The sequence below is a fragment of the Schaalia suimastitidis DSM 15538 genome, assembly GCF_000429105.1.
Classification (GTDB): Bacteria; Actinomycetota; Actinomycetes; order Actinomycetales; family Actinomycetaceae; genus Pauljensenia; species Pauljensenia suimastitidis.
Genome location: NZ_AUBF01000009.1, coordinates 135600 through 158238, shown reverse-complemented (window position 1 = coordinate 158238; position 22639 = coordinate 135600). Strand labels below are relative to the sequence as shown.

Annotated in this window: 16 protein-coding genes; 2 read left to right on the top strand and 14 right to left on the bottom strand. The window is 57.5% G+C overall.

Annotated features, from left to right (window positions below):
• Positions 1-23 precede the first annotated feature (23 nt).
• Complete coding sequence (locus G438_RS0104920) at positions 24-1505, top strand: alanine/glycine:cation symporter family protein (protein WP_084403103.1); 1482 nt, start codon at positions 24-26, stop codon at positions 1503-1505.
• Between the two features lie 297 nt (positions 1506-1802).
• Here the strand turns inward: G438_RS0104920 and G438_RS0104915 are convergent, their stop codons facing one another.
• The 14 genes from G438_RS0104915 to G438_RS0104850 form a co-directional block, all read right to left on the bottom strand.
• The gene (locus G438_RS0104915) at positions 1803-3410 is read right to left on the bottom strand and encodes an alcohol dehydrogenase catalytic domain-containing protein (RefSeq protein ID WP_026460384.1); all 1608 of its coding nucleotides are present in this window, start codon (positions 3408-3410) and stop codon (positions 1803-1805) included.
• Positions 3411-3451: 41 nt separating this feature from the next.
• Positions 3452-4462 carry an SDR family NAD(P)-dependent oxidoreductase gene (locus G438_RS0104910; protein ID WP_026460383.1) on the bottom strand — a complete coding sequence of 337 codons (1011 nt, stop codon included), beginning with the start codon at positions 4460-4462 and terminating at the stop codon, positions 3452-3454.
• Positions 4463-4519: 57 nt separating this feature from the next.
• The gene (locus tag G438_RS0104905; protein ID WP_026460382.1) at positions 4520-5821 is read right to left on the bottom strand and encodes a hypothetical protein; all 1302 of its coding nucleotides are present in this window, start codon (positions 5819-5821) and stop codon (positions 4520-4522) included.
• Between the two features lie 158 nt (positions 5822-5979).
• Positions 5980-8430, bottom strand: a complete 2451-nt coding sequence (locus G438_RS0104900; protein WP_026460381.1) for an alpha-ketoacid dehydrogenase subunit alpha/beta — start codon at positions 8428-8430, stop codon at positions 5980-5982.
• 31 nt (positions 8431-8461) lie between these two features.
• A complete protein-coding gene (gene lpdA / locus G438_RS0104895; RefSeq protein WP_026460380.1) occupies positions 8462-9829 on the bottom strand; it encodes a dihydrolipoyl dehydrogenase in 1368 nt (455 codons plus the stop codon).
• Between the two features lie 30 nt (positions 9830-9859).
• Positions 9860-11209 (bottom strand): dihydrolipoamide acetyltransferase family protein, encoded by a 1350-nt coding sequence (locus tag G438_RS0104890; protein WP_026460379.1) that lies wholly within the window; start codon positions 11207-11209, stop codon positions 9860-9862.
• A 14-nt stretch (positions 11210-11223) separates the two neighbouring features.
• A complete protein-coding gene (locus tag G438_RS0104885) occupies positions 11224-11970 on the bottom strand; it encodes a DeoR/GlpR family DNA-binding transcription regulator (protein WP_026460378.1) in 747 nt (248 codons plus the stop codon).
• Positions 11971-12569: 599 nt separating this feature from the next.
• Entirely contained in the window at positions 12570-13001 is a 432-nt protein-coding gene (locus G438_RS0104880; RefSeq protein WP_026460377.1) for an RbsD/FucU family protein, read from the bottom strand.
• Between the two features lie 26 nt (positions 13002-13027).
• On the bottom strand, positions 13028-14011 hold the full coding sequence (locus G438_RS0104875) for a LacI family DNA-binding transcriptional regulator (RefSeq protein WP_034285210.1): 984 nt from the start codon (positions 14009-14011) through the stop codon (positions 13028-13030).
• Positions 14001-15407: a rhamnulokinase gene (locus tag G438_RS0104870; RefSeq protein WP_026460375.1), complete on the bottom strand. Its 1407-nt coding sequence runs from the start codon at positions 15405-15407 to the stop codon at positions 14001-14003. The genes G438_RS0104875 and G438_RS0104870 overlap by 11 nt, the downstream gene beginning before the upstream one ends.
• A gap of 186 nt (positions 15408-15593) precedes the next feature.
• On the bottom strand, positions 15594-17354 hold the full coding sequence (locus G438_RS0104865; RefSeq protein ID WP_026460374.1) for an L-fucose isomerase: 1761 nt from the start codon (positions 17352-17354) through the stop codon (positions 15594-15596).
• 131 nt (positions 17355-17485) lie between these two features.
• Entirely contained in the window at positions 17486-18490 is a 1005-nt protein-coding gene (locus tag G438_RS0104860) for an ABC transporter substrate-binding protein (protein ID WP_026460373.1), read from the bottom strand.
• Between the two features lie 78 nt (positions 18491-18568).
• Complete coding sequence (locus G438_RS0104855; protein WP_026460372.1) at positions 18569-19573, bottom strand: ABC transporter permease; 1005 nt, start codon at positions 19571-19573, stop codon at positions 18569-18571.
• On the bottom strand, positions 19570-21087 hold the full coding sequence (locus tag G438_RS0104850; protein ID WP_026460371.1) for a sugar ABC transporter ATP-binding protein: 1518 nt from the start codon (positions 21085-21087) through the stop codon (positions 19570-19572). The genes G438_RS0104855 and G438_RS0104850 overlap by 4 nt, the downstream gene beginning before the upstream one ends.
• A 743-nt stretch (positions 21088-21830) precedes the next feature.
• Between G438_RS0104850 and deoD the strand changes: the two genes are divergently transcribed.
• A complete protein-coding gene (gene deoD, locus G438_RS0104845; RefSeq protein ID WP_026460370.1) occupies positions 21831-22559 on the top strand; it encodes a purine-nucleoside phosphorylase in 729 nt (242 codons plus the stop codon).
• Positions 22560-22639 lie beyond the last annotated feature (80 nt).

Sequence of the window (22639 nt, the reverse complement as noted above, 5' to 3'; positions counted from 1 at the left end):
ACTCGACATGCGAAGGGACAACAATGGCTCCCCTATCACCTGCGCCAGATGACAAGTTTCACCAGATCAGCACTGCAGTTAACGCTGTTCTAGAACCGATCGTCAACTATCTCTATAGCTATGTTTTGATTGCGCTACTCCTTGGTGTCGGCCTGTACTTCTTTGTGCGCTCAGGCGCGCTCCCACTGCGCATGTTCAAGGAATCAATTCGCGTCGTCACTGAACCGCCAGAAAAAGAGGGCGAAATCTCTTCTTTCCGCGCCCTGATGGTATCAACCGCATCACGCGTTGGCGTTGGCAATATCGCTGGTGTTGGCACCGCGATCGCACTAGGCGGCGCAGGCGCAGTGTTTTGGATGTGGGTTATCGCTACCCTTGGCGGCGCCTCGGCCTTCGTCGAATCAACACTGGCGCAGATATACAAAAAGCGCGGCACCAGCAAGGATGACCACTCCATTGGTGGTCCTGCGTACTACATTGAAATTGCTTTGAAGCAACACTGGCTCGCCGTCACCTTCGCCGTAGTATTAATCCTGACCTATATGGGCGGATTCAACCTCCTCGCGTCCTTCAACGTTGCCGATGCCTTCACTTCCTACGCTTGGTACAACGATCTGACGTGGAATGGCGTGGTGTTGACGCCATACGTCATCGGCGCACTGTTGGCTGTGGCAATGGCTGCATCCATCTATGGTGGAACACGTCGCCTCACGTCAGTTGCCGCAGTTCTTGTGCCGATCATGGCCACGATTTACCTGGTTGTCGCCATCTTGGTGGTGGTGATTAACTGGCGTAACGTGCCGGGCATGTTCTCGGCGATATTTGCTGGCGCATTCGACTTTGAGGCGATCTTCGGCGGCTTCGCTGGCTCAGCCATGATGTACGGGATTAAACGAGGCCTGTATTCGAATGAGGCGGGTGTGGGTTCGGCTCCTAACGCCGCGGCTTCAGCATCTGTATCACACCCGGTCAAGCAGGGCTTGGTTCAGATGTTGTCGGTATTTATCGACACAATGATCGTGTGCACACTGACCGCATTCCTCATCCTATCGTCCGGCGTGCAAGGCGGTGAGGACCTCAAAGGCGCACCGCTGGTGACGGCTGCCATGCAAACAGCGCTGGGAAGCTTTGCCCTTCCTTTCACGACCTTTGCACTGCTGCTCTTTGCATTCACCACCATCATTGGTAACTTCTACTACGCCGAAGTAAACCTACGGTTCTTGTTGGGCAAACGTGGCGCTTCGCTGACGACATTGCGCATCTTTAGAACCGTTGCGGTCGTGCTTGTTTTTGGTGGTGCGCTGCTCGATTTCTCGGTGGCGTGGAATGTTGGCGATATCCTCATGGGCCTAATGGTGCTGATCAACCTGCCAGTGATCCTTATTCTGGGAAAGAAAGCACTTGATGCGGCAAAGGACTACCGCGCTCAACGAGCCAAGGGTATTAACCCAGAGTTCAAAGCAGCCTCCATCGGCATCACCGAAAAACTTGACTACTGGCAGTGACACCGTGATGTCTTAGACGTCCGACGAGGAATAACCCCGGCGTATTGCCGGGGTTATATTCCTCTATGCGCAACGAGCGACGGGAAACCGTGGCTGTTTCGGTGAATATCGTCCAGTTTTCCGGCATGCGCGACCAGCGAGGACAAGGCACTGTCCGAAGAGATAGCCCACCACTGGAAAGCCCCACTGCAATAGCCCACCAGTGCCATAGCCAACCACTACCCGTCGAATACGACACTGCGCCCTGGCAGCCAATATGCCGCCAGGGCGCAGTCTCTCCCCAATCAGTGGAAGCGTTTAGCTCTGTGCGCTAGCAAGCAGAGCCTCTTCCGCCTCCTTGGTCCACAGGCCATCAACGAGCTTGTCAGCGACCTGTGGAAGTTTCTCACGGAGTTCAGACAAAGGCGTCAGGCCCAAGTCATGCAGTTGCGGGAACACCATGATCTTGCCGCCTGAGGTACGGTTCATCACGGCGTTAATCGCGTCAACAAAGCCAGCCATACCTGTCACCGCGTACAACGAGATCGTGGTGTCAATAATGCCTTCTTCGATCTTGCGCAGCACGGTACGCATATCGGAAACATCTGAGCCGGAAGTACCCAGCATAAAGATGCGTCGCTCGATAATGCCTTGCAGGTCGAATTCACCGAAGGTACCGGCGGGAATACCAGCGAAGGCATTGAGGATTGCGCCGTCAGCTGCCAAATCCACTGCCTGCGACACCAATGCGGGCACAGGCACCATACATGACAAGTGGGTGTAGCCGAACTCCAGTGGTGTTGTCCCCGTGTTGATAATCTCCAGTGGCACATTGCGCTGCTGGGCAACTGGCCCGACCACGCTACGCAGACCCGCAAGACGTTCGTCGCTCAGGTCTGTGCCTGCCACGGTGATACCGGGAACACCCGAGGTGATGGCGCGCATCGTATGCATCTGTCCCATTGGGCCTGCTGCACCGATAATGGCAACCTTATCGCCTTCGCGCAGCTCACCGGTGGCAGGGATCCACGCATAGCCCTCAGCAGGGTCAGAGCCAGTGGTGCCGCAGAACCGAATGAAATCGTAGTGGACACGACCAATGTCAAGACTCACCTTGCGTTCAATAGTGCCTCCGCCCAGGACCACACACATCACACCACGTGTACCCAGCAGTGCGCCCAGAGCCTCAATTACCTCCGCGTGAGCACCGAAATACACGATGTCGTCGAAGGTCTGCTCCCCCAGGGAAGCCACCCCCGCCTCGTCAATTGTGACGATCTCAGCTGGACGATGCTCAGCTGTGAGCGCCGTTACGTCGCCGCTGCCAACCACAAGCAGACGACCACCATCAGCCACGTGTGCGCGTTCTTTCCACGCGTAGGAACCCTCAACGGTCGCCCAAGGTTCAATAAGGCCAACAGCGGCAGCGGACGGGCCGTCAGAGACATGGATAAGGAATTCTTCCCCTGAAGGAGACACCACGCAACGCTCGTCGATCACCACATATTCCTGCAGTGCGCCTTCGAAGTTGTATCCGAAAGCGCCATTGGATTTCGCGGTGCGCAGGTGCTTCCAGTCGGCTTGAACCAGCACACGGTCACCTACCTTGAAGTGGGTCACCTTCTCGCCAACCTCCACGATGCGGCCTACAGGTTCGTGTCCGGGAACGGTGGCAAGCTGCCCGGGCTTGTACCCTGGAATCTCATTGAGAGCATCCAGGTCGATACCTTCAATGACTTCAGCCTTGCGGGGGTGTGTGTCAAATGCGTGAAGCAGTTTCGTGTCAGAGAAGCAGATACCGCAGGCTTCCACTTGCAGCATCATTTGGTGTGGGCCAACCGGGTCAACTGCCTTAGCAGTGTTGACACCTACTTCATCTTTACCAGTGATTTGAATGGCGTACTGTGTATCCGGGTATTGAGGCATGATCTGTCCTTATATGAGTCGAAGGGCCGGATGGCAAAGGGCTAATTCATCATGACTTGGCCGCCGGTGACGGGCACCGCCTGGCCAGTTTCATAGGCTTGTTCAACGATGTAGTAGATGGCGCGCAGCACGTCAATGCCGGTGGCGCCGCGACGCATCGGGACCTTCGATTCGTAGAAGGCTTTGACGTCAGCAACGGTGCGCGCACCTGGAACCTTTCCAGAGTTCAGGTACTGGACGAAAAGCCCCTTTTCGGGATCTGACCACAGTGGCCCATCGTAGAAATTGCCTGGGCAAATGGCATTCACTTTGACGCCGTGCTCCACCATTTCTAGGGCGAAGGACTGCACTAGGCCAATGCCACCGAATTTCGATCCGGCGTAGGCGCCATTCTTATTGGATCCGACCAGACCGGACTTGGAGTTAATCTGAATAATGTCGGTAAGCCACGCTGGGCTGGTGCGGTGCTGGCGAGCCAGAAGGCCACCAAGGTGCTTCGTGACAAGGAAGAATGCCACGTAGTTAATGTCGGTGGACAGGCGGAACGCAGCAGCGTCCTGTTCTAAAACCGATCCTGCGCGCACAATACCGGCGTTGGATACGACAAGGTCAAGCCCGCCTGCAACCTTTTCCACCTCAGCCACCATGGCGGCAACTGACTCTTCGTCGGCGACATTAACAGCGATCGGGTGTGTTGTATCTGGACCCAGCTCCTGGCATTTCGCTGCCGCACCCTCAGCGTTGAGGTCGGCGATAAAGACGAAGCATCCTTGATCCACGAGGCCTTTGGCAATCTCGGCGCCAAAACCTTGTGCGCCGCCTGTCACCAGGGCTACGCGACCAGAGATTTCCCGTTCGGTGCGGTGGGTGGCTGTCACCTCGTACACCTCATTACCTGACGATACGACCACGGGAAGTTCAACATTGTTCAGCGAGGCGGTGGCCAGATCCTCTGGCAATGTGAGGGTCGCGGTTTTGTCGCTGGGACGCACGAGGACGGGGCGGCCCAGCGCCTGGAGGAATAGTCCCCTTATTTCGGGTGCGTTGCTCATATCTTTCCTTTCACGAGGTGTGTGCTGTTGTGCAGACACGCTCTGACATCGGTTGGCTCAGGCGCGGGTAGCTTTTTCGGCGAGTTCGCGCGCATCGGCGCCGTCGGCGTAAGCACGTCCAAGTGGTGCGTAGTCACGAATCCGTGCGGCAAGGGTCTCGGGGGCGAGGCGCCCTTCGCCAAGCAAGGTCAGCGACGCATCGACGCTGGCGAGGGCTTCATGAGCCACGAGCGCCCACGTAGCTTCGTTGAGGTCGGCAAATTCAGGGCGCCGCAGTTCGGGGCAGTTGAAGGATTGGCGTGGCTGGTTGATATCAACACCCGATATTTCCAGCATTCCGTAGCGAACGGCAAGTTCGTGGACGCGACGCAACTGCTCCGGGGTGTTCCGCGGCGGCATGTAGGTGATGGCACGCAAACCACGATCTGCTGCGGCAGCTACCAGCTCATCGAGGAAATCGTCTTCAAATTTTTCGGCTTTCTTGTCCCCTGTGGGTGAGGCAGATACGTCACCAAGGTAAGCGTAGGTGGCGATCGCTCCAATTGAATCGGCGAATGTCACAACCTCTTCAGTAGTGGGTAATTCGTCGGTGGGTTGGATAAAGATGCGATCGAGGTATTCAGATTTGAGGACACCAAGCAGGTCGTACATCAGGTGTGGGTTTTCTTCATCGCCCAGCGCACCTGCGAGCGGAGCTGGAATATTGACGCCCATCGACACCAGTCCACGCACCAATGATTCTCCACGTCCAAAGCCGCGGATAAGTGCGCCTGCCATTGCGGCCAGCAGATGCCGTTCGGTAATGCCACCACCGTTGGCGAATTGGCTGATGTCGACCATGTCGGCCTGTGGGTCAAAGGGGGCCAAACCAAGGCCTTCGAGGATCTCGTTAGCAGCATCTGCCATCGCAAGGGTGCGAAGCAGCCGTGCCTCACGCTTCGGTGTGAGCCATGCGGCGACACTGTCGCGGGCGGGGGCGGGCACACCTTGGATGGTCATGTAGGCAATACCTGCCGAGTCAGGGTTATTGAGCTTCTTTGAGGCGAAGGGGCCTTCAGGGTCAAAGAATGCGCGGCATTCGAAGCCGGTCACTGAGCCCATGCCCAAGATCCGCGTGGCCTCGGTCATTTCTGCGGCGGCGCCAATGGAGTCGTGATCCACGGAGCCAACGACACGCAGGCCCGCACGTCGCGCACCAAGGGCAGCGCCTGCGGGAGTGTAGGGGCTGAAAGAATAGCAGGTGTGAATATGGTTATTGGATTCGGCAACCCAGCTGGGAAAGGTTTCGCATGCGGCGACTTCGCGGAGCGCTTCGATGCGCTCAGCCGGGCTCAGTGTGGGGTCGTTAGTGGGCTCCATCGTTGCTGTCCTTCCAGTGACGAGGCGGAGTTGCAGGTTTTTCGAGGAAGGCCGGGTGACGCTCAGCGCCGTTGGGCGCTCACGATTATTACCGGCGCTATTTCAGGTGGGTGATGTGGGCTGGGTGGCGCGGTGTCCACCCAGCCCACATGCTGAGGTCAGATTCCCAGTTTGTTACGTCGGGCGATTTCGCCTTCGGTTTGGTTGGTGCTGGGAACGTGCCCGGGCAGCGGAACGATGCGTTCGTGGATGGCGTCGATCATCCATTCAGGCTGTGGGAAGAAGTAGGATTCCAGTTCCGGTCCGGGGGTGATGCCGTTGCGTGATCCCACCACTGCAACCGGGGCGTCGAGCGCATCGAAGGCAAGTGCCTGAACGTTGGTGGCAACTGTGTGTAGGAAGTTGCCGCGTTCGACAGCGTCGGAGGACAGCAGAAGACGTCCGGTTTTCTTCACTGATGCGACAAGTTTGTCGTAGTTCAGCGGTGCGATGAAGCGCAGGTCGATGACCTCAGCACTCATACCGTATTTCTCTTGAAGGATGTCGGCAGCTGCCAGCGCACGGTAGACGGTCGCGCCAATGGTGGCGATGGTGATGTCGGTGCCTTCGCGGCGAATGGCGGGTTCACCTTCGGGTGTCTCGTAGTAGCCGGTCGGTACGCCACCGGGTTCGAATTCTTCACCCTTGTCGTACAGGAGTTGGGACTCGAAGAAGACGACCGGGTCGGTGCCGCGCAACGCGAGGTTCAGCATACCTTTGGCGTCGGTGGGCGTGGTCGGGAAGAAGACTTTCAAACCTGGGATGTGGGCAGTCAGTGCTGTCCAGTCTTGGGAGTGTTGTGCACCGTACTTGTTGCCCACGGAAACGCGCAGGACCAGTGGCATCTTCAGCAGGCCAGCGGACATGGATTGCCACTTGGCCATCTGGTTGAAGACTTCGTCGCCGCTGCGGCCCAGGAAGTCACAGTACATGAGTTCAACGACTGCGCGGCCGCCGGCCATCGCGTAGCCAACCCCGGCACCCACGATGGAGGCTTCAGCGATCGGCGAGTTGAAGAGGCGACGGTACGGCAAGGCTTCGGTGAGTCCACGGTAAACGGCGAATGCGCCACCCCAGTCACGGTTTTCTTCACCCCAGGCTGCCATCGTCGGGTCAATGGAGAAGCGGTGGATAAGGGATTCGAAGAGTGCGTCGCGGAATTGGAACATCTTCATCTTGGAAACGGGCTTGCCGTTTTCGTCGTAGGCGCTGCGAATCTTCTTTTCGATGGCCTTGATACGCGGGTTGTCTTCAAGGTCAATTTCTGCTTCGCCTTCCTCCATTGCCTCGGTGGGGGTATTGGAGAACATGACGGTTTCGATGTAGCCGTCGGCGATACGCGGGCAGTTTTCTTCGTCGGTGGCTAGGCGCAAAACCTTGACGAGTTTCTCGGTGAAGGCTGCTGTGTAGTCGTCGATATCGGACTGGGTGGTCAGGCCGTTGCTGATGAGAAGTTCGGAGTAAGACTTGATGCAGTCGATCTCTTCCCACAGTGCCACTTCGTCCTTTTCGCGGTAGGACGAGGCGTCCGACGGCGAATGGCCAGAGAAGCGGTAGGTGAGGGTGTCCATGAGGACGGGGCCGCGTCCTTCTTCGAGGATCTTCTTCTTGCGGCTGGTGGCGTCTGCAACGGCGAGGGGGTTGATGCCGTCGACACGTTCAGCATGCATGGCTTCGGGGTTAAGGCCGGCGCCCACGCGAGCGAGGACTTCGTAGCCCATGGTTTCACCGAAGGTTTGGCCACCCATGCCGTAGAAGTTGTTGAAGAAGTTGAACAGGATCGGCGGGTAGCCGCCGTCTTCTTCACGCCACAGGGTGGCGAACTGGTCCATGGTCGCGAAGTTCATGGCTTCCCACACGGGACCGCAGGCCATGGAGGCATCACCAATGTTGGAGATCACAATGCCGGGCTTGCGGTTGATGCGCTTAAATAATGCAGCACCGTTGGCCACTGGGGCTGAGCCGCCGACGATGGCGTTATTCGGGTAGGAACCGAAGGGCAGGAAGAAGGTGTGCATGGAGCCGCCCAGGCCGCGGTTGAAGCCGGCCTTGCGGGCGAAGATTTCAGCGAGTGCGCCGAAGAGGATGAAGTTTTCGGTGAGTTCTTTGGTGTCGGCGTAGTCGATTTTTTCAGCAAATGACAGGGTTTCTCCGCCAAGGAAGCTCTTCATGATGTCTTCGAGCTTGCCATTTTCGATCTGTCGCATTGCTGAGTAGCACTTGGCGAGGATTTCGCCGTGGGAGCGGTGCGAGCCGAAAAGTTGATCGTCGGGGCTCAAGACGAAGGACTGACCAACGTAGGCGGCTTCTTGGCCGATACCCAGGTGAGCGGGACCTGCGTGGTTGTAGGCGATGCCTTGCCATTCGCCGGTCTTCTTGATGGAGTCAAGCATGGATTCAAAGACACGCACGACGATCATGTCGTGAAGCATGCGAACCATGCCGTCTTTTCCGTAGCGACCAACCTCGGTGTCAAGGTTGAATTCGTAGGCATTGAGCGGGATTTCCGGGAGCTTGAGGCTACCGCGTGCGCGCACCTTTGCCGGGTCTACGATAAGGGACTTAGTCATTGTCGATTTTTCCTATCAAATGGGGTGTGATTCAGAGTTTGACGGCCCAAGCGGCTTCACGAATAACTTCGGAGACAGTTGGGTGAGGGAAGACGACTTGACGGAGGTCTTCAACGGTGAGTTCCATTTCGAGGACTGCCTGTGCGCCCCAGATCATTTCGGCTGCGTAAGCGCCTAGGACGTGAACACCGAGGACCTGGTGTGTCGTGGGGTCAACGATGATTTTGGCGCTACCGGGTGCACGGAACCCGTTTTCGGCAATAAAGCGGCCCGACATTTGTGCCGGTACTTTTGCCACGAGAACGTCGCGGCCTTCTTTCTTTGCTTGAGATTCTGTCAGGCCGACACCAGCGGCTTCGGGCAGACAGTACACAGCCCACGGCACGGTGTGCCAACGCATCACTTCGCCTCGGCGGTGGGCCTGGGGGTCAAGGATATTTGCTGCAGCAATTTCACCCATGCGGTAGGCGGCGTGTGCCAGGAGCGAGCGGCCGGTGACATCCCCGATAGCCCACACATTCGGCAGGTTCGTGCGCATACGATCGTCGACGACAACTCCGCGGTTGATTTCTAGGCCCGCTTCTTCGGCGCCCCAGCCGGTGGTGGCGCTGCGACGCCCCACGGCCATGAGGACGACGTCAGCTTCAAGGACCTTATGTTCGCCATCTTTGCTATAGGTCACTGATGCTCCGTCGAGGCTTTCCACCTTGCAGCCCAATTCGAACGTAATGTTGCTCATGGCGCCACGGAGCTGGGCTGCCATGTCGTCGTCCATGAATGGCAGGATTTCAGGTGCCATTTCAATGACGGTCACCTCAGAGCCGAGAGTGGCAAAGAGTGAAGCGAATTCCACGCCGATAACGCCACCGCCGATAACTGCCAGACGGGAAGGCACCTCGTCAAGGGAGAGGATACCCGTAGAGTCCACGACAGCTGGGTTATCTGCAGCGCCAGGCAACGGCGGCATCACTGGCACTGAGCCGGTAGCAATGATGACGTGGTCACTGGTGTAGGTGACACCGTCAGCAGTGACCTTACCTGGGCCATCGAAGTGTCCGCGGGCGTTGATAACTTTCACGCCTGCTTTGCGTTCGGCGGCGCCCACACCGCCAACAAGTCCAGCAACGACTTGGTTCTTCCACTCTTGCATCCGTGCCCAGTCGTAGGTTACGCCGGTGGCATCCACCCCGAATTGTCCTGCTTCTTTGGCGTGTAAATAATTCTTCGCGCCGTTCAGTAGGGTCTTGGTGGGGATGCAGCCCACATTGAGGCAGGTACCGCCTAGGGCGATTTCTTCGATGAGGAGAACTTTTTTTCCGGCGTGGCCAAGCCGCTCGGCGGCAAGGTATCCACCTGGGCCTGCGCCAAGGACAATGACGTCAAAATGGGTCTGAGTCATGAGTTTTTACTCCTATTTACCTGTTGGCTTTCAGGCCAGCACGGTGACGTCGATATTTTCAATGGCCGACACGAGGTCACGCAGGAAGCGCGCGGCATCGGCACCGTCAATCACTTGGTGATCTGCGGTGAGGGAGAAACCGATACGCTGTTCGACACCGATGCTGCCGTCAGCTTTGACCACGGGGCGTGGGGTGATGGCGGCGACACCGAGGATTGCCGTTTGCGGGCGGTTAATGATGGGGGTGAAGGTTTCTACGCCAAACGATCCCAGGTTTGACACGGTGAAGGTTCCACCCGACAGCAGTTCAGGGTTGATCTTGCCGTCGATCGCTTCAGCGGCAAGTTGCTTGGAGGCAGCGGAGAACTGCTTGAGGCTCATTGCTTGAGCGCTCCGCACGACGGGGACCAGCAGACCACGCGGCGTGTCGGCAGCAAATCCTAGGTGTACCTGTTCGAAGGTGGTGAAAACACCGCCTTCCAGGTGGGAGTTGAAGCTGGGGTATTTCACGAGGGTACGCACAAGTGCGTAGCCAACAAGATCACCGATGGTGATGCCGTTGAGTCCCAGGCTTTCGTCAGCATTCTTCAGCTTCTTACGCATGGCGAGCAGGCCCGCTGCGTTGGCGCTGACGGTGTAGGACAGCTGTGCGGTTTCTGCAAGGGATGCCATCATGCGTTCAGCCACAACCTTGCGCACGCCCTTGAGTGGTGTCGAGGTGGATGCGCCGGGGAATTCGGCGGCGGGGATTGCTACCGCAGCGGCGGGTGTAGCTGATGCTGGCGCTGCCGCGAGGTCGGCGGTGGTGACGCGGCCACCGATGCCGGTGCCTTGTGCAGCGCTTCCACCTGTTACCTGTGCTGCTGAGGTGAGTACAGGTCCTGCGGCGATATGTGCTTGCACGTCGCGTTCGATGACGCGACCGTGGGGTCCGCTGCCTTCGGTGATGGCTGCGGTGTCAACACCTGCGGAGGCAGCGAGGCTGCGGGCACGAGGCGAAACGGCGCCATCGTTGGCAGCGGTAGCAAACGCTGGTGCGGGGGCGGCGGGAGCTGCAGCCGCGGGGCTTTCGGTGCCTGTTGGCGCAGCGGCGGGGGTTGCGTCACCACCTGCGTTGGGAAGGAGTGCGGAGATATCTTCACCGGCCTCGCCAATGATGACGAGCGGATCTTTGACCGGCACTTCGTCGCCTTCTTCAGCGAGGAGCGCCAGGACGGTGCCCGCTTCAGTGCTGGGGACGTCCATTGTCGCCTTATCGGTTTCGATGGCGCACAGGGTTTGGTCGACGGCGACAGTGTCTCCGACTGCGACCTCCCAGGACATTATGATGCAGGATTCGACGGAGTTGCCCAACTGGGGCATCACCACGATGGTGGCCATATATTCTTTTCCTCCTAGACGATGCGTAGTGTGGTACGCGAGGCCAATTCTTCCCTGGGGTCGACCGGGAGTTCGTCATCGGTGATGATGCCGCTGATCTGATCGACGTCCATGAAACTTACGAAGCCGGCTCGCCCGTATTTGGACGAGTCAGCAAGAAGCCAGGTTTCTTCTGCGCGGGCGCGCATGAGGGACCCGACTTGTCCGCCTTCAACGAGTTGCGTTGTCAGACCACGTTCAACGGTGAAGCCGTCTGTGCCAAGGAAGGCGATACGTGCGTTGAAGGCATTAATAGATTTTTCTGCGACCGGTCCGACAAGCGATTCCGACTCTGGCCGGAATTGTCCGCCGGTGAGGGTGAGGTTGAGGTTCGGGTTGGACCGCGCATTGGCAAATACAAGGACCGAGTTGGTGACAATTTGGACGCCACGACGGCTGGCCAGGTATTTCACGATGAGCGAGCAGGTTGTACCGGCTTCAATCATGATGCGATCGTCGTCGCGAACCATCGCGGCAGCTGCGGCGGCGATACGTTCTTTTTGTTCGACTCGGTCGGTCAGACGCAGGTGAATATTGCGGTAGGTGGTGGGGCGTGCTCCCCCGTGAGTTCGCACAAGATAGCCCTCATCTTCGAGGTCTTTGAGTGCGGTTCGAATTGTCACGAGGGAGACGCCAAGTTCTTCAGCGAGTTCGGCGACAGAGACTTCACCATGAGCAGCTAGACGGTCCAAGATAAGGGCCGCGCGCTCTTGCTTTGTCATTGTGTCACCCCTTCGTTCGCTGACGACACTAATTTATCACTTTTGTTTTCGTTATGGCAAGAATAGGCGAATAAAACGAAAGTTCTCGCCGTCACATTTGATTGCCCAACCTTCTGCGGGGCGCCTCACATACTGTGTCGAAAATATAGGACTTTCAGCATATTCATGGCGATATGGATGAGTAATTAGCTGTAGGGAGCGACGCTGCCACCATCTTTCGCATTCGATTCAATACGAAAGCACAATATCGCCAAATATGCCTCGATACAGTCCTTGCTCGGTGCTCATCGTGGTGGTGACGTTGGATATTTTTCTTCCACATCATGTTGCCGATACCCTTCTGGATGCCAACATCTTCGCCCACCCACTGAATCGCCACCTCGATCAGCGCTGCCAACTGCCACCTTGTCACCCACCCGGCGAATCGCCGCCTCGATTAGCGCTACCGCTGGGCCACTCAGCTAGACGGTGGCCGCTGTACCGCAACACACGCGGTCGCCAACATAAACTCCTCGGAAGGCAGGCGAGTATTTCGTCGCCCACCTCTTCCGAGGAGTTCCACGTCTTGTGAAGAGCTCACCGCCACTGCGGAAAGGTCGTCACTGTCCTGGTTGACGCACGCCCACAGTCAGCAACAAATTGGCATACAGGCGTTGGTCACCGGTAGCCACGATAATGCCCACGTCTTCACTACGAGCCGCATCGTAGAAGGCAAAACGCGCAATTTCACCGAATTCAACATCGGGCAGTGCCGCCTTGTACTCGTCATGTGCAGGAATCTCAATTGGTGCTTGATCTGCCTCGGGCACCATAATTTCCGCTTTTTCAATGGGAATGGTGCGCTTAAGAACCTCAAGAACCTGGCTGACGGTGAGCATACCGGGAGCTAGGTTAAGGCTAACCAATTCGCAATTCGGATTCACGCCAGTGGTGTGAGGATAGTTGCCGTCAGCAAGCAGAATCTTTGAGCCATGGCCTGATGCGGCCAATGCACGCAGGAATTGGGGGTGTGTCATGGGTCCGTACAGCATGTCAGTATCCTTTCAATGTGGGGTCTTCAGTGGGACGAACTGGCCCGAATGACCAATTCTGGTTCGATCAAAATGTCTTGCGCCTCTATACCATCAAGCATTTGCCGAATGAGACGCACAGCGGTACGCCCCACACGGTCAAAGGGCTGGCGAATCGTCGTCAGCGGCGGTTGGAAACAGTCGGCACCGTCCATATCATCGAAGCCAACGACGCGCACATCACCGGGGATTAACGCGCCCGACTCTGCGATGGCACGCATTGCCCCCATCGCTAGCTGGTCGTTGGCACATACAAGACCAGCGGGCAAGCGCGGCAAACTTCGCACCGCATCGTACCCATCGCGCGCATTCCACGAATCGGCCGGAAATACAGGGGCCTTCACACCAAATTCGCGGCAGGCCTGTTCGAAGCCTTTCTGGCGTTTCCCGGAGTCACCCCAAGATCCTGGCCCACCGAGGTGAGCCAAGTCGGTGATGCCCATCCGCAGCAAGTGACTACTGGCCAGGTATGAGCCTCGAACATTATCCACTGCAACGGTGGATACCCCATCAAGGTCATGCTCCGATCCCAGCAGCAACACGGTGGGAACCTTCGTTGCGGCGCGCAATGCCAAGTCAATCGTCGGCTCTTGCCCACCGAGGATGACAATACCGTCAACGTCAAAAGGCGCAATGTCGCGTTGGGTATTGCCTTCAGCATTCCACGTATTCGACATCGACACGTTGAATCCAGCTAACGCGGCAGCGTTGAGCACTGACAGCAAGGTTCGTCCATGTCCGTGGAACATTGGTGCAGCCAACGCCACGTGAAGGACACCTGTTTTGTTAGTTGCCAGAGAACGGGCAGCAAAATTGGGCCGGTAATCGACCTCGGCAAGGAGAGCCGAGATACGTCGCCTAGTGGCGTCCGCAACCTCAGGGTCGCCGCGCACGACACGCGACACCGTGTTGGTTGAGACGCCCGCAATGCGCGCCACATCCGCTTGGGAGATTCTCCGATTAGTCGGCATGAGGCGTGTGGATGTGGGTTGTGGCGGTGGCAGCAATGACCTGGGGGCGATCGGCAGGGTCAAGGTGTCCGCGGATTTCAAATTGCGCCAGCAGGCTCCCCAGAATCGAGGCTTCAATGGGGCCGGCAACAACACGTAACTGCGCAGCTTGGGCGGTGAGGTCGCACAGCAGATGGTTGCGTGAACCGCCACCGACAAGGTTGAGTTGTTCAGGTCGCCGCCCAATGATTTGAGCTAACTCGTCAATGCCGCGTGCGTAACGCTGTGCGAAGGACTCAATCACCAGGCGCACGTACTCGGCTTCGTTCTGCGGGGTCGGCGCCCCTTGCTCAGCCAGGAAGGTGTCGATCTTTTGCACCATTTCGCCTGGCTCCGCGAAGCGCTCATCGTCAGGGTCGATGACAACGGCTGGAGGGGCAACCGTACGTGCTGCCGCAACAAGTTCGTCAGTGTCGGTGGGGTTACCTTCGCGTTCCCATTGGCGCTGTAGTTCTTGGAGGATCCACATGCCAGTGATATTGAACAGCGGACGCACGCCGCCGTCGGTGCGCGACTCATTAGTCATCCCCAACTCGAAGGCGGCGTCGCTGGTCACTGCGTGGTCTTCCATTGCCCCCAGCACCGACCAGGATCCGCAGCTCAGCCACCACGCGTCGACACCCTCGTCAATGGGAAGGGCATGGACAGCGCAGGCGGTGTCGTGAGCGCCACCGCGCACTACGGTCAGCTTTTCGAGGCCGGGCACCGTGCACGGGCCCACCACCGTCAGGTCGTCGTTAAGGTCCCCCACCCATGTGCGGTCCAGGCCAAGGCGGGCGAATACTTCATCGGACCAACGTGGTGCGCCCGGTTCGCATAGGCCGGACGTTGAGCAAATTGTCCGCGACCACCCTTTGACACCGGACAGTTTCCATGCGAAGTAATCCGGTAGTAATAGGACAGTGTTGATCGCGGCAACCAGCTCTGGCTCCTCGACGCTGAGGGCGTAGAGCTGGTTGGCTGTGTTGATAGTGGCCGGTGCGATACCGGTCAGTTCAAAAAATTCACGGTCCGCAAGACGGGCGCGGAATGAGTCGTGAGTGCGTGCAGTACGTTCATCACGGTAGGCGCGGGTGGCACCAACGATCTGATCGTTTGCGTCAAGGGGAACAAAGTCCACGCCCCAGGTGTCCACTGAGACGCTTTCAGCGTCAGGGAATTGTTCAAGGGCTAAGGTCAACCCCTTGACGGTTTCGGCCCACATGGTTTCAAGATCCCACACGAGGTGTCCGTCAACGCGTGTGGCTTCGTGTTTGAAGCGGTGCACGTTGGTGACGTCAATATGGCCGTCGTTCAGTGTGCCGGCGAGGACACGACCTGAGGAAGATCCGAGGTCAACGGCGAGGACGGTGGTCATATTCCCTCCGAAAGCTGGGGCTTCTTCGCCGTACCAAACGGCGGGTAAGCGCGGTTTTAACGGGTTGAGGTATTTCGTCGTCAGTGACGAGGTGGGAGGCGATGCTTGGGTCGGTGCAGGTGTCGGCAAGACACGTCGCGCCTGTCCGGAGGTGGCCCGAGACGGGTGTCTCGGGCCACCTGAGACTCAGCGGTACAGCGGACCGAAGGTGTCGCAGGCGCGATAGTCGGCGCCTTCAAGGTCAGCGGTGCCGTACAGCGACCATGCCTTGGGACGGAATACGCGCTCTTCGGGCACGTTGTGCATATTCACGGGGATACGCAACATTGAGCACAGTGTGATGAGCTGGTGGCCGATATGGCCGTAGCTGATGGCACCGTGGTTGGCACCCCAGTTGTTCATCACGTCGTACACGGAAGCGAATGCGCCTTCACCGGTGAGGTTCGGAACGAACCAGGTGGTGGGCCATTCAATGTTGGTACGCGCTTCGATAGTGGTGGCCACTTCGTCAGGCAGCTCCACAGTCCATCCTTCAGCGATCTGCATGACGGGTTTGCCTGCAACAAGGTTGATGCGGCACATGGTCACTGGCATTTCGCCTTCGGTACGGAAGTGGGTAGAGAAGCCCCCGCCTCGGAAATATCCGGTGGACGCGGGGTGGAAGGTAGAAGCGTCCAGGGTGGCTTGGATATCCTCGTCGGTCATTTCCCACCAGGGCTTGATGACGTGCTCGCCATCGCGCACTGCCTTACCCGCACCGTCAAGGGTGGTGGAACCGGAGTTACGCAGGTCCAAGAGGCCAACAGCGGCGCGGCCTTCTGGCTTCCAGCCGGTGACACGCTCGATTGCCTCAGGGCTCCAGTAGGTACGCACGTCAGAGAAGATCTGCGGCGTATTGGTCAGCAGGTGGCCAAAGAGCATTGAGGCACCGTTGAGGGAGTCATTTTCGGTGGCCATGATGTACGGCTTACGCTTGCCATTCCAGTCAAAGTTGGTGTTGAGCAGCGTTTCCATGACGTCCCCATTGGGGAAATGGTCGGTCCATTGACGCTGGCCTTGGAAGCCGGAGGCAAGTGCGCCGTGGCCACCTGCTTCTTCAACGAAGCCCAGTTCCGCCAAACGAGGGTTGCCTTCCATGAGGTCACGACCGATGATGGTCATCTTGGTGACGAACTGCCACCATTCCTCGTGCTTTTCTGGGAATTGCCAGTCCTGCGGGTTCCAGTCCTTACCCTGGGTGAGGTTTTCACGAATCCACGCGTAGGCCTTTTCGTATTCCTCAGGGTCGTAGATCCCCCGGTCGATGCGGCGGGTGAATTCGGACATGTCAATGTACTCATTGCGCATACCCAGGTAGGCGCCAAAGAAATTGGGGTCGACGACGGAACCAGCGATGCCCATGGAAACAGACCCCATGGACAGGTAGGCTTCGCCCTTCATTTGTGCGACGGCAAGGCCTGCCACAGCGTAGTCGAGGAGGCGGGTACGTACGTCTTCAGGGATGGTGTCGTCGTCGGAATCTTGGACCTCTTTGCCGTAGATACCGAAGGCGGGAATGCCAATTTGGGCATGACCAGCCAGTGCGGCAGCAAGGTAGACGGCGCCTGGACGTTCAGTGCCGTTGAAGCCCCAGATGGCATGCGGCATTGCCGGATCCATGTCAGTGGTTTCTGTGCCGTAGCACCAGCAGGGGGTGACGGTGAGTGTGAGGCCAACATTTTCGCGACGGAATTTTGCGGCGCATTCTTGTGCTTCGTGAACACGGCCGATGGTGGTGTCAGCGATGACAACTTCCACAGGTTCGCCGTCGGGGTAACGGAGGTTTTCGGTGTAGAGCTTGGCGACGCGTTGAGCCATTGCCATTGTTTGGTCTTCGAGGCTTTCGCGTACACCATTGCGGCGGCCGTCAATGGTGGGGCGGATACCGATACGGGGGTGCTTTGTCATGTCCCTTGCGTCTCTTTCTCAGGTGTCAGCGGGGGGCTTTAATCACCCCTCGGATCCAGTTGTGGTTGAGGTGGGGCAGACTGAGGTCTGCCCCACCTCAGATGTACATCAGTGGCGCACTAGCGTGCGGATCACTCGTACAGGTTTGCCTTGATCTCGTCGGAGTCAATGTTGGTCTTGTCGTACCAGTAGAAGCCCGAGTCGATGATCTTTTCGAGGGATTCGCCCTTGATGGCCTTCACAGCGGCTTCGACGGTCTTGTAGCCCATGAGCTTGGGAGCCTGGGTGATTGCGCCTGCCTGGGTGCCGGCCTTGATGGCGTCGATCTGGGTCTTGCCGGAGTCGAAGCCAACAACAACCAGGCCTTCCTTGCCGGATTCGTTAGCGCCCTGGATCGCGCCGGTGGCAGCAGCCTCGTTGGAGCCGTAGATGCCGGAGATATCAGAGTTCGCGTCGATGATTGCCTTGGCGGTGTTTGCTGCCAGGCCAACTTCACCTGCGACCTGAGGTTCGAGAACCTTCACGTCAGGAGCATTTTCCTTGATGTAGTCTTGGAAGCCTTCGCAACGCTGCTTGCCGGTCTGTGAGGTCTGGTCGTGGCAGATGAGGCCGACAGTGCCCTTGCCGCCGATGAGTTCAACCATGTGCTTGGCTGCTTCCTGAGCAGCAGCGTAGTTATCGGTCTGAACAGTGGTGAGCGGGATGTCAGAGTCAACACCGGAGTCGAAGGCGATGACGGGGATGCCAGCGGCCTTGATTTGTTCCAGGATCGGTGCTGCTGCGCCGGAGTCAAGAGCTGCGAAGCCGATGGCGGCTGGTGCGGAGTCCAGAGCGGTTTGGAGCTGGTTGAGCTGTTCGGTCACCTTGGTCTCGTCTTCAGGACCAATGAACTCGATTTCGTAGCCGAATTCGGTGCCGGCTTCTTCAGCGCCTTCGCGCACTGCCTGCCAGAAGCGGTGCTGGAAGCCCTTGGACACGAGGATGATCTTTCCACCTTCAGTGGTGGTGGTCTCCGTCGTGGTGGTGGTTTCAGCAGCGGTTTCTGTGGAGGTGCTGCTGGTGTTTGAACATGCAGCTAGGCCAAGGGCCAGGGTGCCCGCCGCAGCTGCGGCGACGATACGTCCGATGGAGCGCATTTGTGTTCCTTTCGTGGGATGACGGAGCGGTTACTCCGCCACATCTTTGTGGTGGACGGGATGTCCGTTGATGGGAGCTCAGACCGTTGCGGCCCGAGCGCGACGTACGTTGTCGACAAAGACCGCGAGGAGGACGACGATGCCGGTGACGACGAGCTGCCATTCAGCTGCGACACCCATCATGGTCAGACCTTTCTTCAAGGTCTCCATCAGGAGTGCACCGATAACGGTGCCGAAGATTGATGCACGGCCACCTGCAAGCGAGGTGCCGCCAATGACGACGGCTGCGATGACGTTAAGTTCGAAGCCAACACCTTCAGCGGGCTGGACGAAGCCGAAGCGTGCCGAGTAGAGGATGGCGCCGATCGCCATAAAGATACCTGCGACGACGTAAATGATGATCTTCCAGAAGCGGACATTCACGCCTGACAGGCGGGTGGCTTCTTCGTTTGATCCCAGCGCCAGTGCGTAGCGACCGATAAGGGTTTTATTCATGAGGAAGCCGGCAACGATGGCCAGTGCAAGGAAGATCAGTGCTGCGTTAGAAATGTTGGGGATCATTTGTCCCGTTGACAAGAAGATGTAGCCCGGGTTCTTAATGGAGATGGTTTGCTTGTTGGACAGAACCAGCGCGAGGCCGCGTGCGACCATCATCATTGCCAGGGTTGCAATGAACGGTGGGAGGCCGAGGACCGAAACGTTGAAGCCATTGATGGCACCCATGAGTGCGCCAACAAGGAGTGTCAGGAGTAGACCCACCGCCAGAGGGAGAGCGAATTTTCCTTCGTCTTCTGAAAGGAAGAAACCTGCGGCAACTGCGACAAGAGTCATGCCGGTGCCTACCGACAGGTCAATACCGGAGGTGGCGATGATAAAAGTGGCGCCCAGGGCCATGACCCCCATGAAGGCGGCCTGCATGATGATGTCGGTCAGGATCTTGAACTGCGCGAAGTTGGGGGCCGCGAACATGAAGAACACGTAGACGACCACCAGTGCGAGCATGACCATAACCAGCTGCATCTGGGATTTGATGGCGACAACCACGGAGTTTTCAGGGGCTGCCTTAGTTGCTGCGTTCCTCACGCGACTGCTCCATTCGCTTGTTCCTGGCCGACGGTGGCCAATTCCATGATGTTTTCTTGAGTGGCTTCCTCGTTGTTGAGGGTGCCGATGATACGTCCGTGTGCCATGACGGCAATACGGTGTGAGAGGCGAAGGACCTCTGGTAGTTCTGAGGAGATGACGATAATTGCCTTACCCGCTGCGGCAAGGGTTTCCAGCAGTTCGTAGATTTCGTCTTTCGCACCAACGTCGATGCCGCGTGTGGGTTCGTCGAAGATGAGGACATCGCAGTCACGCAGCAGCCACTTGGCGATGACGACTTTCTGCTGGTTACCACCCGAGAGGTTGCGCAGGAGTTGGTCAACCGAGGGGGTACGTGTACGCAGTTTTTCAACGTATTCTTGCGATTCACGAACGATCTTGCGGTGTTGGAGGATGGAGCCCTTCGAGAAGTTTTCCATCGAGGACAAGACGGTGTTGAATTTGACATCTTGGTCCAAAAGCAGACCATAGCGTTTGCGGTCTTCGGAAAGGTATCCGATACCGGCGCGCACGCCGTCACGTGCACTGCCGATGCTCACTGTTTTTCCGTGGACTTGGATTTCGCCCGCAGTGCGTGGATCAGCTCCGAAAACACAGCGTGCAACTTCGGTACGTCCTGCACCCATGAGTCCAGCGAAGCCAAAGATTTCGCCCTTACGCACCTCGAAGGAGACATCCTTCAGAAGTTTGCGTGTGGACAGTCCGGTCACTTTGAGGGCCACTTCATCAGTGGCAGGGGCATTCTTCGGACGCGCATCTGCAGGAACCTCACGGCCAACCATCATCGAGATGATTTGACGCATTTCGGTTTCCTTGGTGTTGACGGTGCCAACGTATTGGCCGTCGCGGAGCACGGACACGCGGTCGGTGATCTCTTCAATTTCTGGCATACGGTGGGAGATGTACACCAGCGCGGTTTCTGGTGTGACGAAGTCGCGGATCAGACCAAAGAGTGTTTCGGTTTCCTGCGTCGTCAATGCAGCAGTCGGTTCATCCATGACCAGGATGCGGGAATCGAAGGAGAGCGCGCGGGCAATTTCCACCATCTGCAGACGCGCGACGGAGAGGTCACGGCAGTAGGCGGTGGGATCAATATCCATATTGAGGCGCTCGAAAAGTTCGCGTGCATCGCGGACAAGTTTGGCGTCGTTGATAAGGGAACCTGAGTGGGAACCCGGGCGTCCGATATACAAGTTCTGAGCGACAGTCAGGTCAGGAATGATATTCAGTTCCTGGTGAATGATACTCAGACCGAGGTCTCGGGCATGGTTTGGATCGCGGACGTCGACTCTTTCGCCGTTTAACCAAATTTCGCCGCCTGGATCAGCCGTGTAGATGCCTGTGAGGATCTTCATCAGAGTCGATTTACCGGCTCCGTTTTCACCACACAGACCCAGGACCTCTCCAGCGCGAAGATCGATATTTACGTCCGACAGTGCTTTGACGCCGGGGAATGTCTTTGAAATCCCCTTGAGTTCAAGCAAGTTGGTCACTGTTTCACCCCTTGAAGTGCCAGGTACTGCCTTGTGCCTGCCTTATCACTCCGGTTCGTTAGCGTTAACGAAGTGTCACGCATTTGCCCCGTTGCGATCGTGTAGATAACGGTACCTCATAAATTGGGGTGCTAATGACCAACTGGGGCACACTGTTATTAAATCGTTACCAGCATCACCCCTTTTATTCACTTTTCGCACTCAATTCATTGACTAAAAACATTAACGCCATTCCGCATATTTCCAGGTCACAGGCCATTTTGAGACGATTAGCCCTAATATGTCTCTCGTTTTACATTTGTACTGATTTTCACCGTCTCATTTTTACAGAAGCGTCACCTCAGGCTCCTAGGTACAGCGTCCAGACGGGTCAAATCTTCAACAAGGCGTCTGAGTAACCCACACTCTTTCGGTAACGTTCACATTGGCGTAATTACTTTGTTTTTACATTTGCGGATACGTTAGAACAAGCTGGGTTAACAGCATCTTGTATGGTCGCCTGCAATGCCGCGTATTGCTGCCTGCACAGGTGCGTGCGTTCACAGACATCGCGTTGCATCGAACCTGCGTTCTGCTTCGTCCATTGCGCTGGCGAAGATCCCGAAGCGTGTCGGCCGTCTCGATGCACAACCCGCTTCGCGCGGTACATTAGCCGGTAATGTGGCACACTTGCTCCAACCCGTTGCGCCGCCTTGGACAACGCGCAGGCATCCATGCCGCTTGCTTGAACAGGAGATCACCGTATGCCTACCCCTCATATTTCCGCCGAAGTTGGCGATTTTGCTCCCGCAGTCCTCATGCCCGGGGACCCGAAACGCGCCAAGCGTATTGCTGAACTGATCCTTGATACACCTCGTCAAGTGACCGACGTACGCGGAATGTTGGGTTTCACCGGTACCGTGAATGGTCACCCCCTTAGCGTGATGGGCTCAGGTATGGGGCAACCTTCTGCTTCTATCTACGCCACTGAGCTCTTTACTCAGTATGGCGTTGAGCGCATTATTCGTGTGGGGACAGCTGGCGGCATTGCACCGCAGGTAAAAGTTGGCGACGTACTTATTGCTACTGGCGCACACACGGACTCTGCCATGAACCAACTACGCATCCCCGGTGTGAATTTTTCCGCTGTGGCTGATTTCCGCCTCGCCAATGCTGCGTGGGAGGAAGCGCAACGAGCCGTTACCGCGAACGAACTTGACGCAACGGTTCATGCTGGCGCGATTATTTCCCGCGACCACTTCTACTTCACACCCGAGGGACAGACTGAAAAACTGGCGGCCTACGGTGTGCTCGGTGTGGAAATGGAGGCTGCCGCTCTTTACGGCGTAGCAGCTGAGTTCGGCAAGCAGGCACTGGCGATTCTCACAGTCTCGGATCACCTATTCGATCATTCCTACGATATGAGTGCTGACGAGCGCGAGACACGGTTCCAGGCCTCGCTCCGCCTAGCAGTAGCAGCGGCACTGTCGTAGCAGCAGGTTCGCTGCCATAGCCCTGGCACAGCAGCTGCGTCCTGCGCTGCCACGGGCGACGTCTGGCCCATCCACGGGCG

What these genes read in the sequence shown, in the direction of transcription:
- G438_RS0104920 (WP_084403103.1), top strand. Translation starts at nt 24, where the DNA reads ATGGCTCCCCTATCACCTGCGCCAGATGACAAGTTTCACCAGATCAGC.
- G438_RS0104915 (WP_026460384.1), bottom strand. Translation starts at nt 3,410, where the DNA reads ATGCCTCAATACCCGGATACACAGTACGCCATTCAAATCACTGGTAAA.
- G438_RS0104910 (WP_026460383.1), bottom strand. Translation starts at nt 4,462, where the DNA reads ATGAGCAACGCACCCGAAATAAGGGGACTATTCCTCCAGGCGCTGGGC.
- G438_RS0104905 (WP_026460382.1), bottom strand. Translation starts at nt 5,821, where the DNA reads ATGGAGCCCACTAACGACCCCACACTGAGCCCGGCTGAGCGCATCGAA.
- G438_RS0104900 (WP_026460381.1), bottom strand. Translation starts at nt 8,430, where the DNA reads ATGACTAAGTCCCTTATCGTAGACCCGGCAAAGGTGCGCGCACGCGGT.
- lpdA (WP_026460380.1), bottom strand. Translation starts at nt 9,829, where the DNA reads ATGACTCAGACCCATTTTGACGTCATTGTCCTTGGCGCAGGCCCAGGT.
- G438_RS0104890 (WP_026460379.1), bottom strand. Translation starts at nt 11,209, where the DNA reads ATGGCCACCATCGTGGTGATGCCCCAGTTGGGCAACTCCGTCGAATCC.
- G438_RS0104885 (WP_026460378.1), bottom strand. Translation starts at nt 11,970, where the DNA reads ATGACAAAGCAAGAGCGCGCGGCCCTTATCTTGGACCGTCTAGCTGCT.
- G438_RS0104880 (WP_026460377.1), bottom strand. Translation starts at nt 13,001, where the DNA reads ATGCTGTACGGACCCATGACACACCCCCAATTCCTGCGTGCATTGGCC.
- G438_RS0104875 (WP_034285210.1), bottom strand. Translation starts at nt 14,011, where the DNA reads ATGCCGACTAATCGGAGAATCTCCCAAGCGGATGTGGCGCGCATTGCG.
- G438_RS0104870 (WP_026460375.1), bottom strand. Translation starts at nt 15,407, where the DNA reads ATGACCACCGTCCTCGCCGTTGACCTCGGATCTTCCTCAGGTCGTGTC.
- G438_RS0104865 (WP_026460374.1), bottom strand. Translation starts at nt 17,354, where the DNA reads ATGACAAAGCACCCCCGTATCGGTATCCGCCCCACCATTGACGGCCGC.
- G438_RS0104860 (WP_026460373.1), bottom strand. Translation starts at nt 18,490, where the DNA reads ATGCGCTCCATCGGACGTATCGTCGCCGCAGCTGCGGCGGGCACCCTG.
- deoD (WP_026460370.1), top strand. Translation starts at nt 21,831, where the DNA reads ATGCCTACCCCTCATATTTCCGCCGAAGTTGGCGATTTTGCTCCCGCA.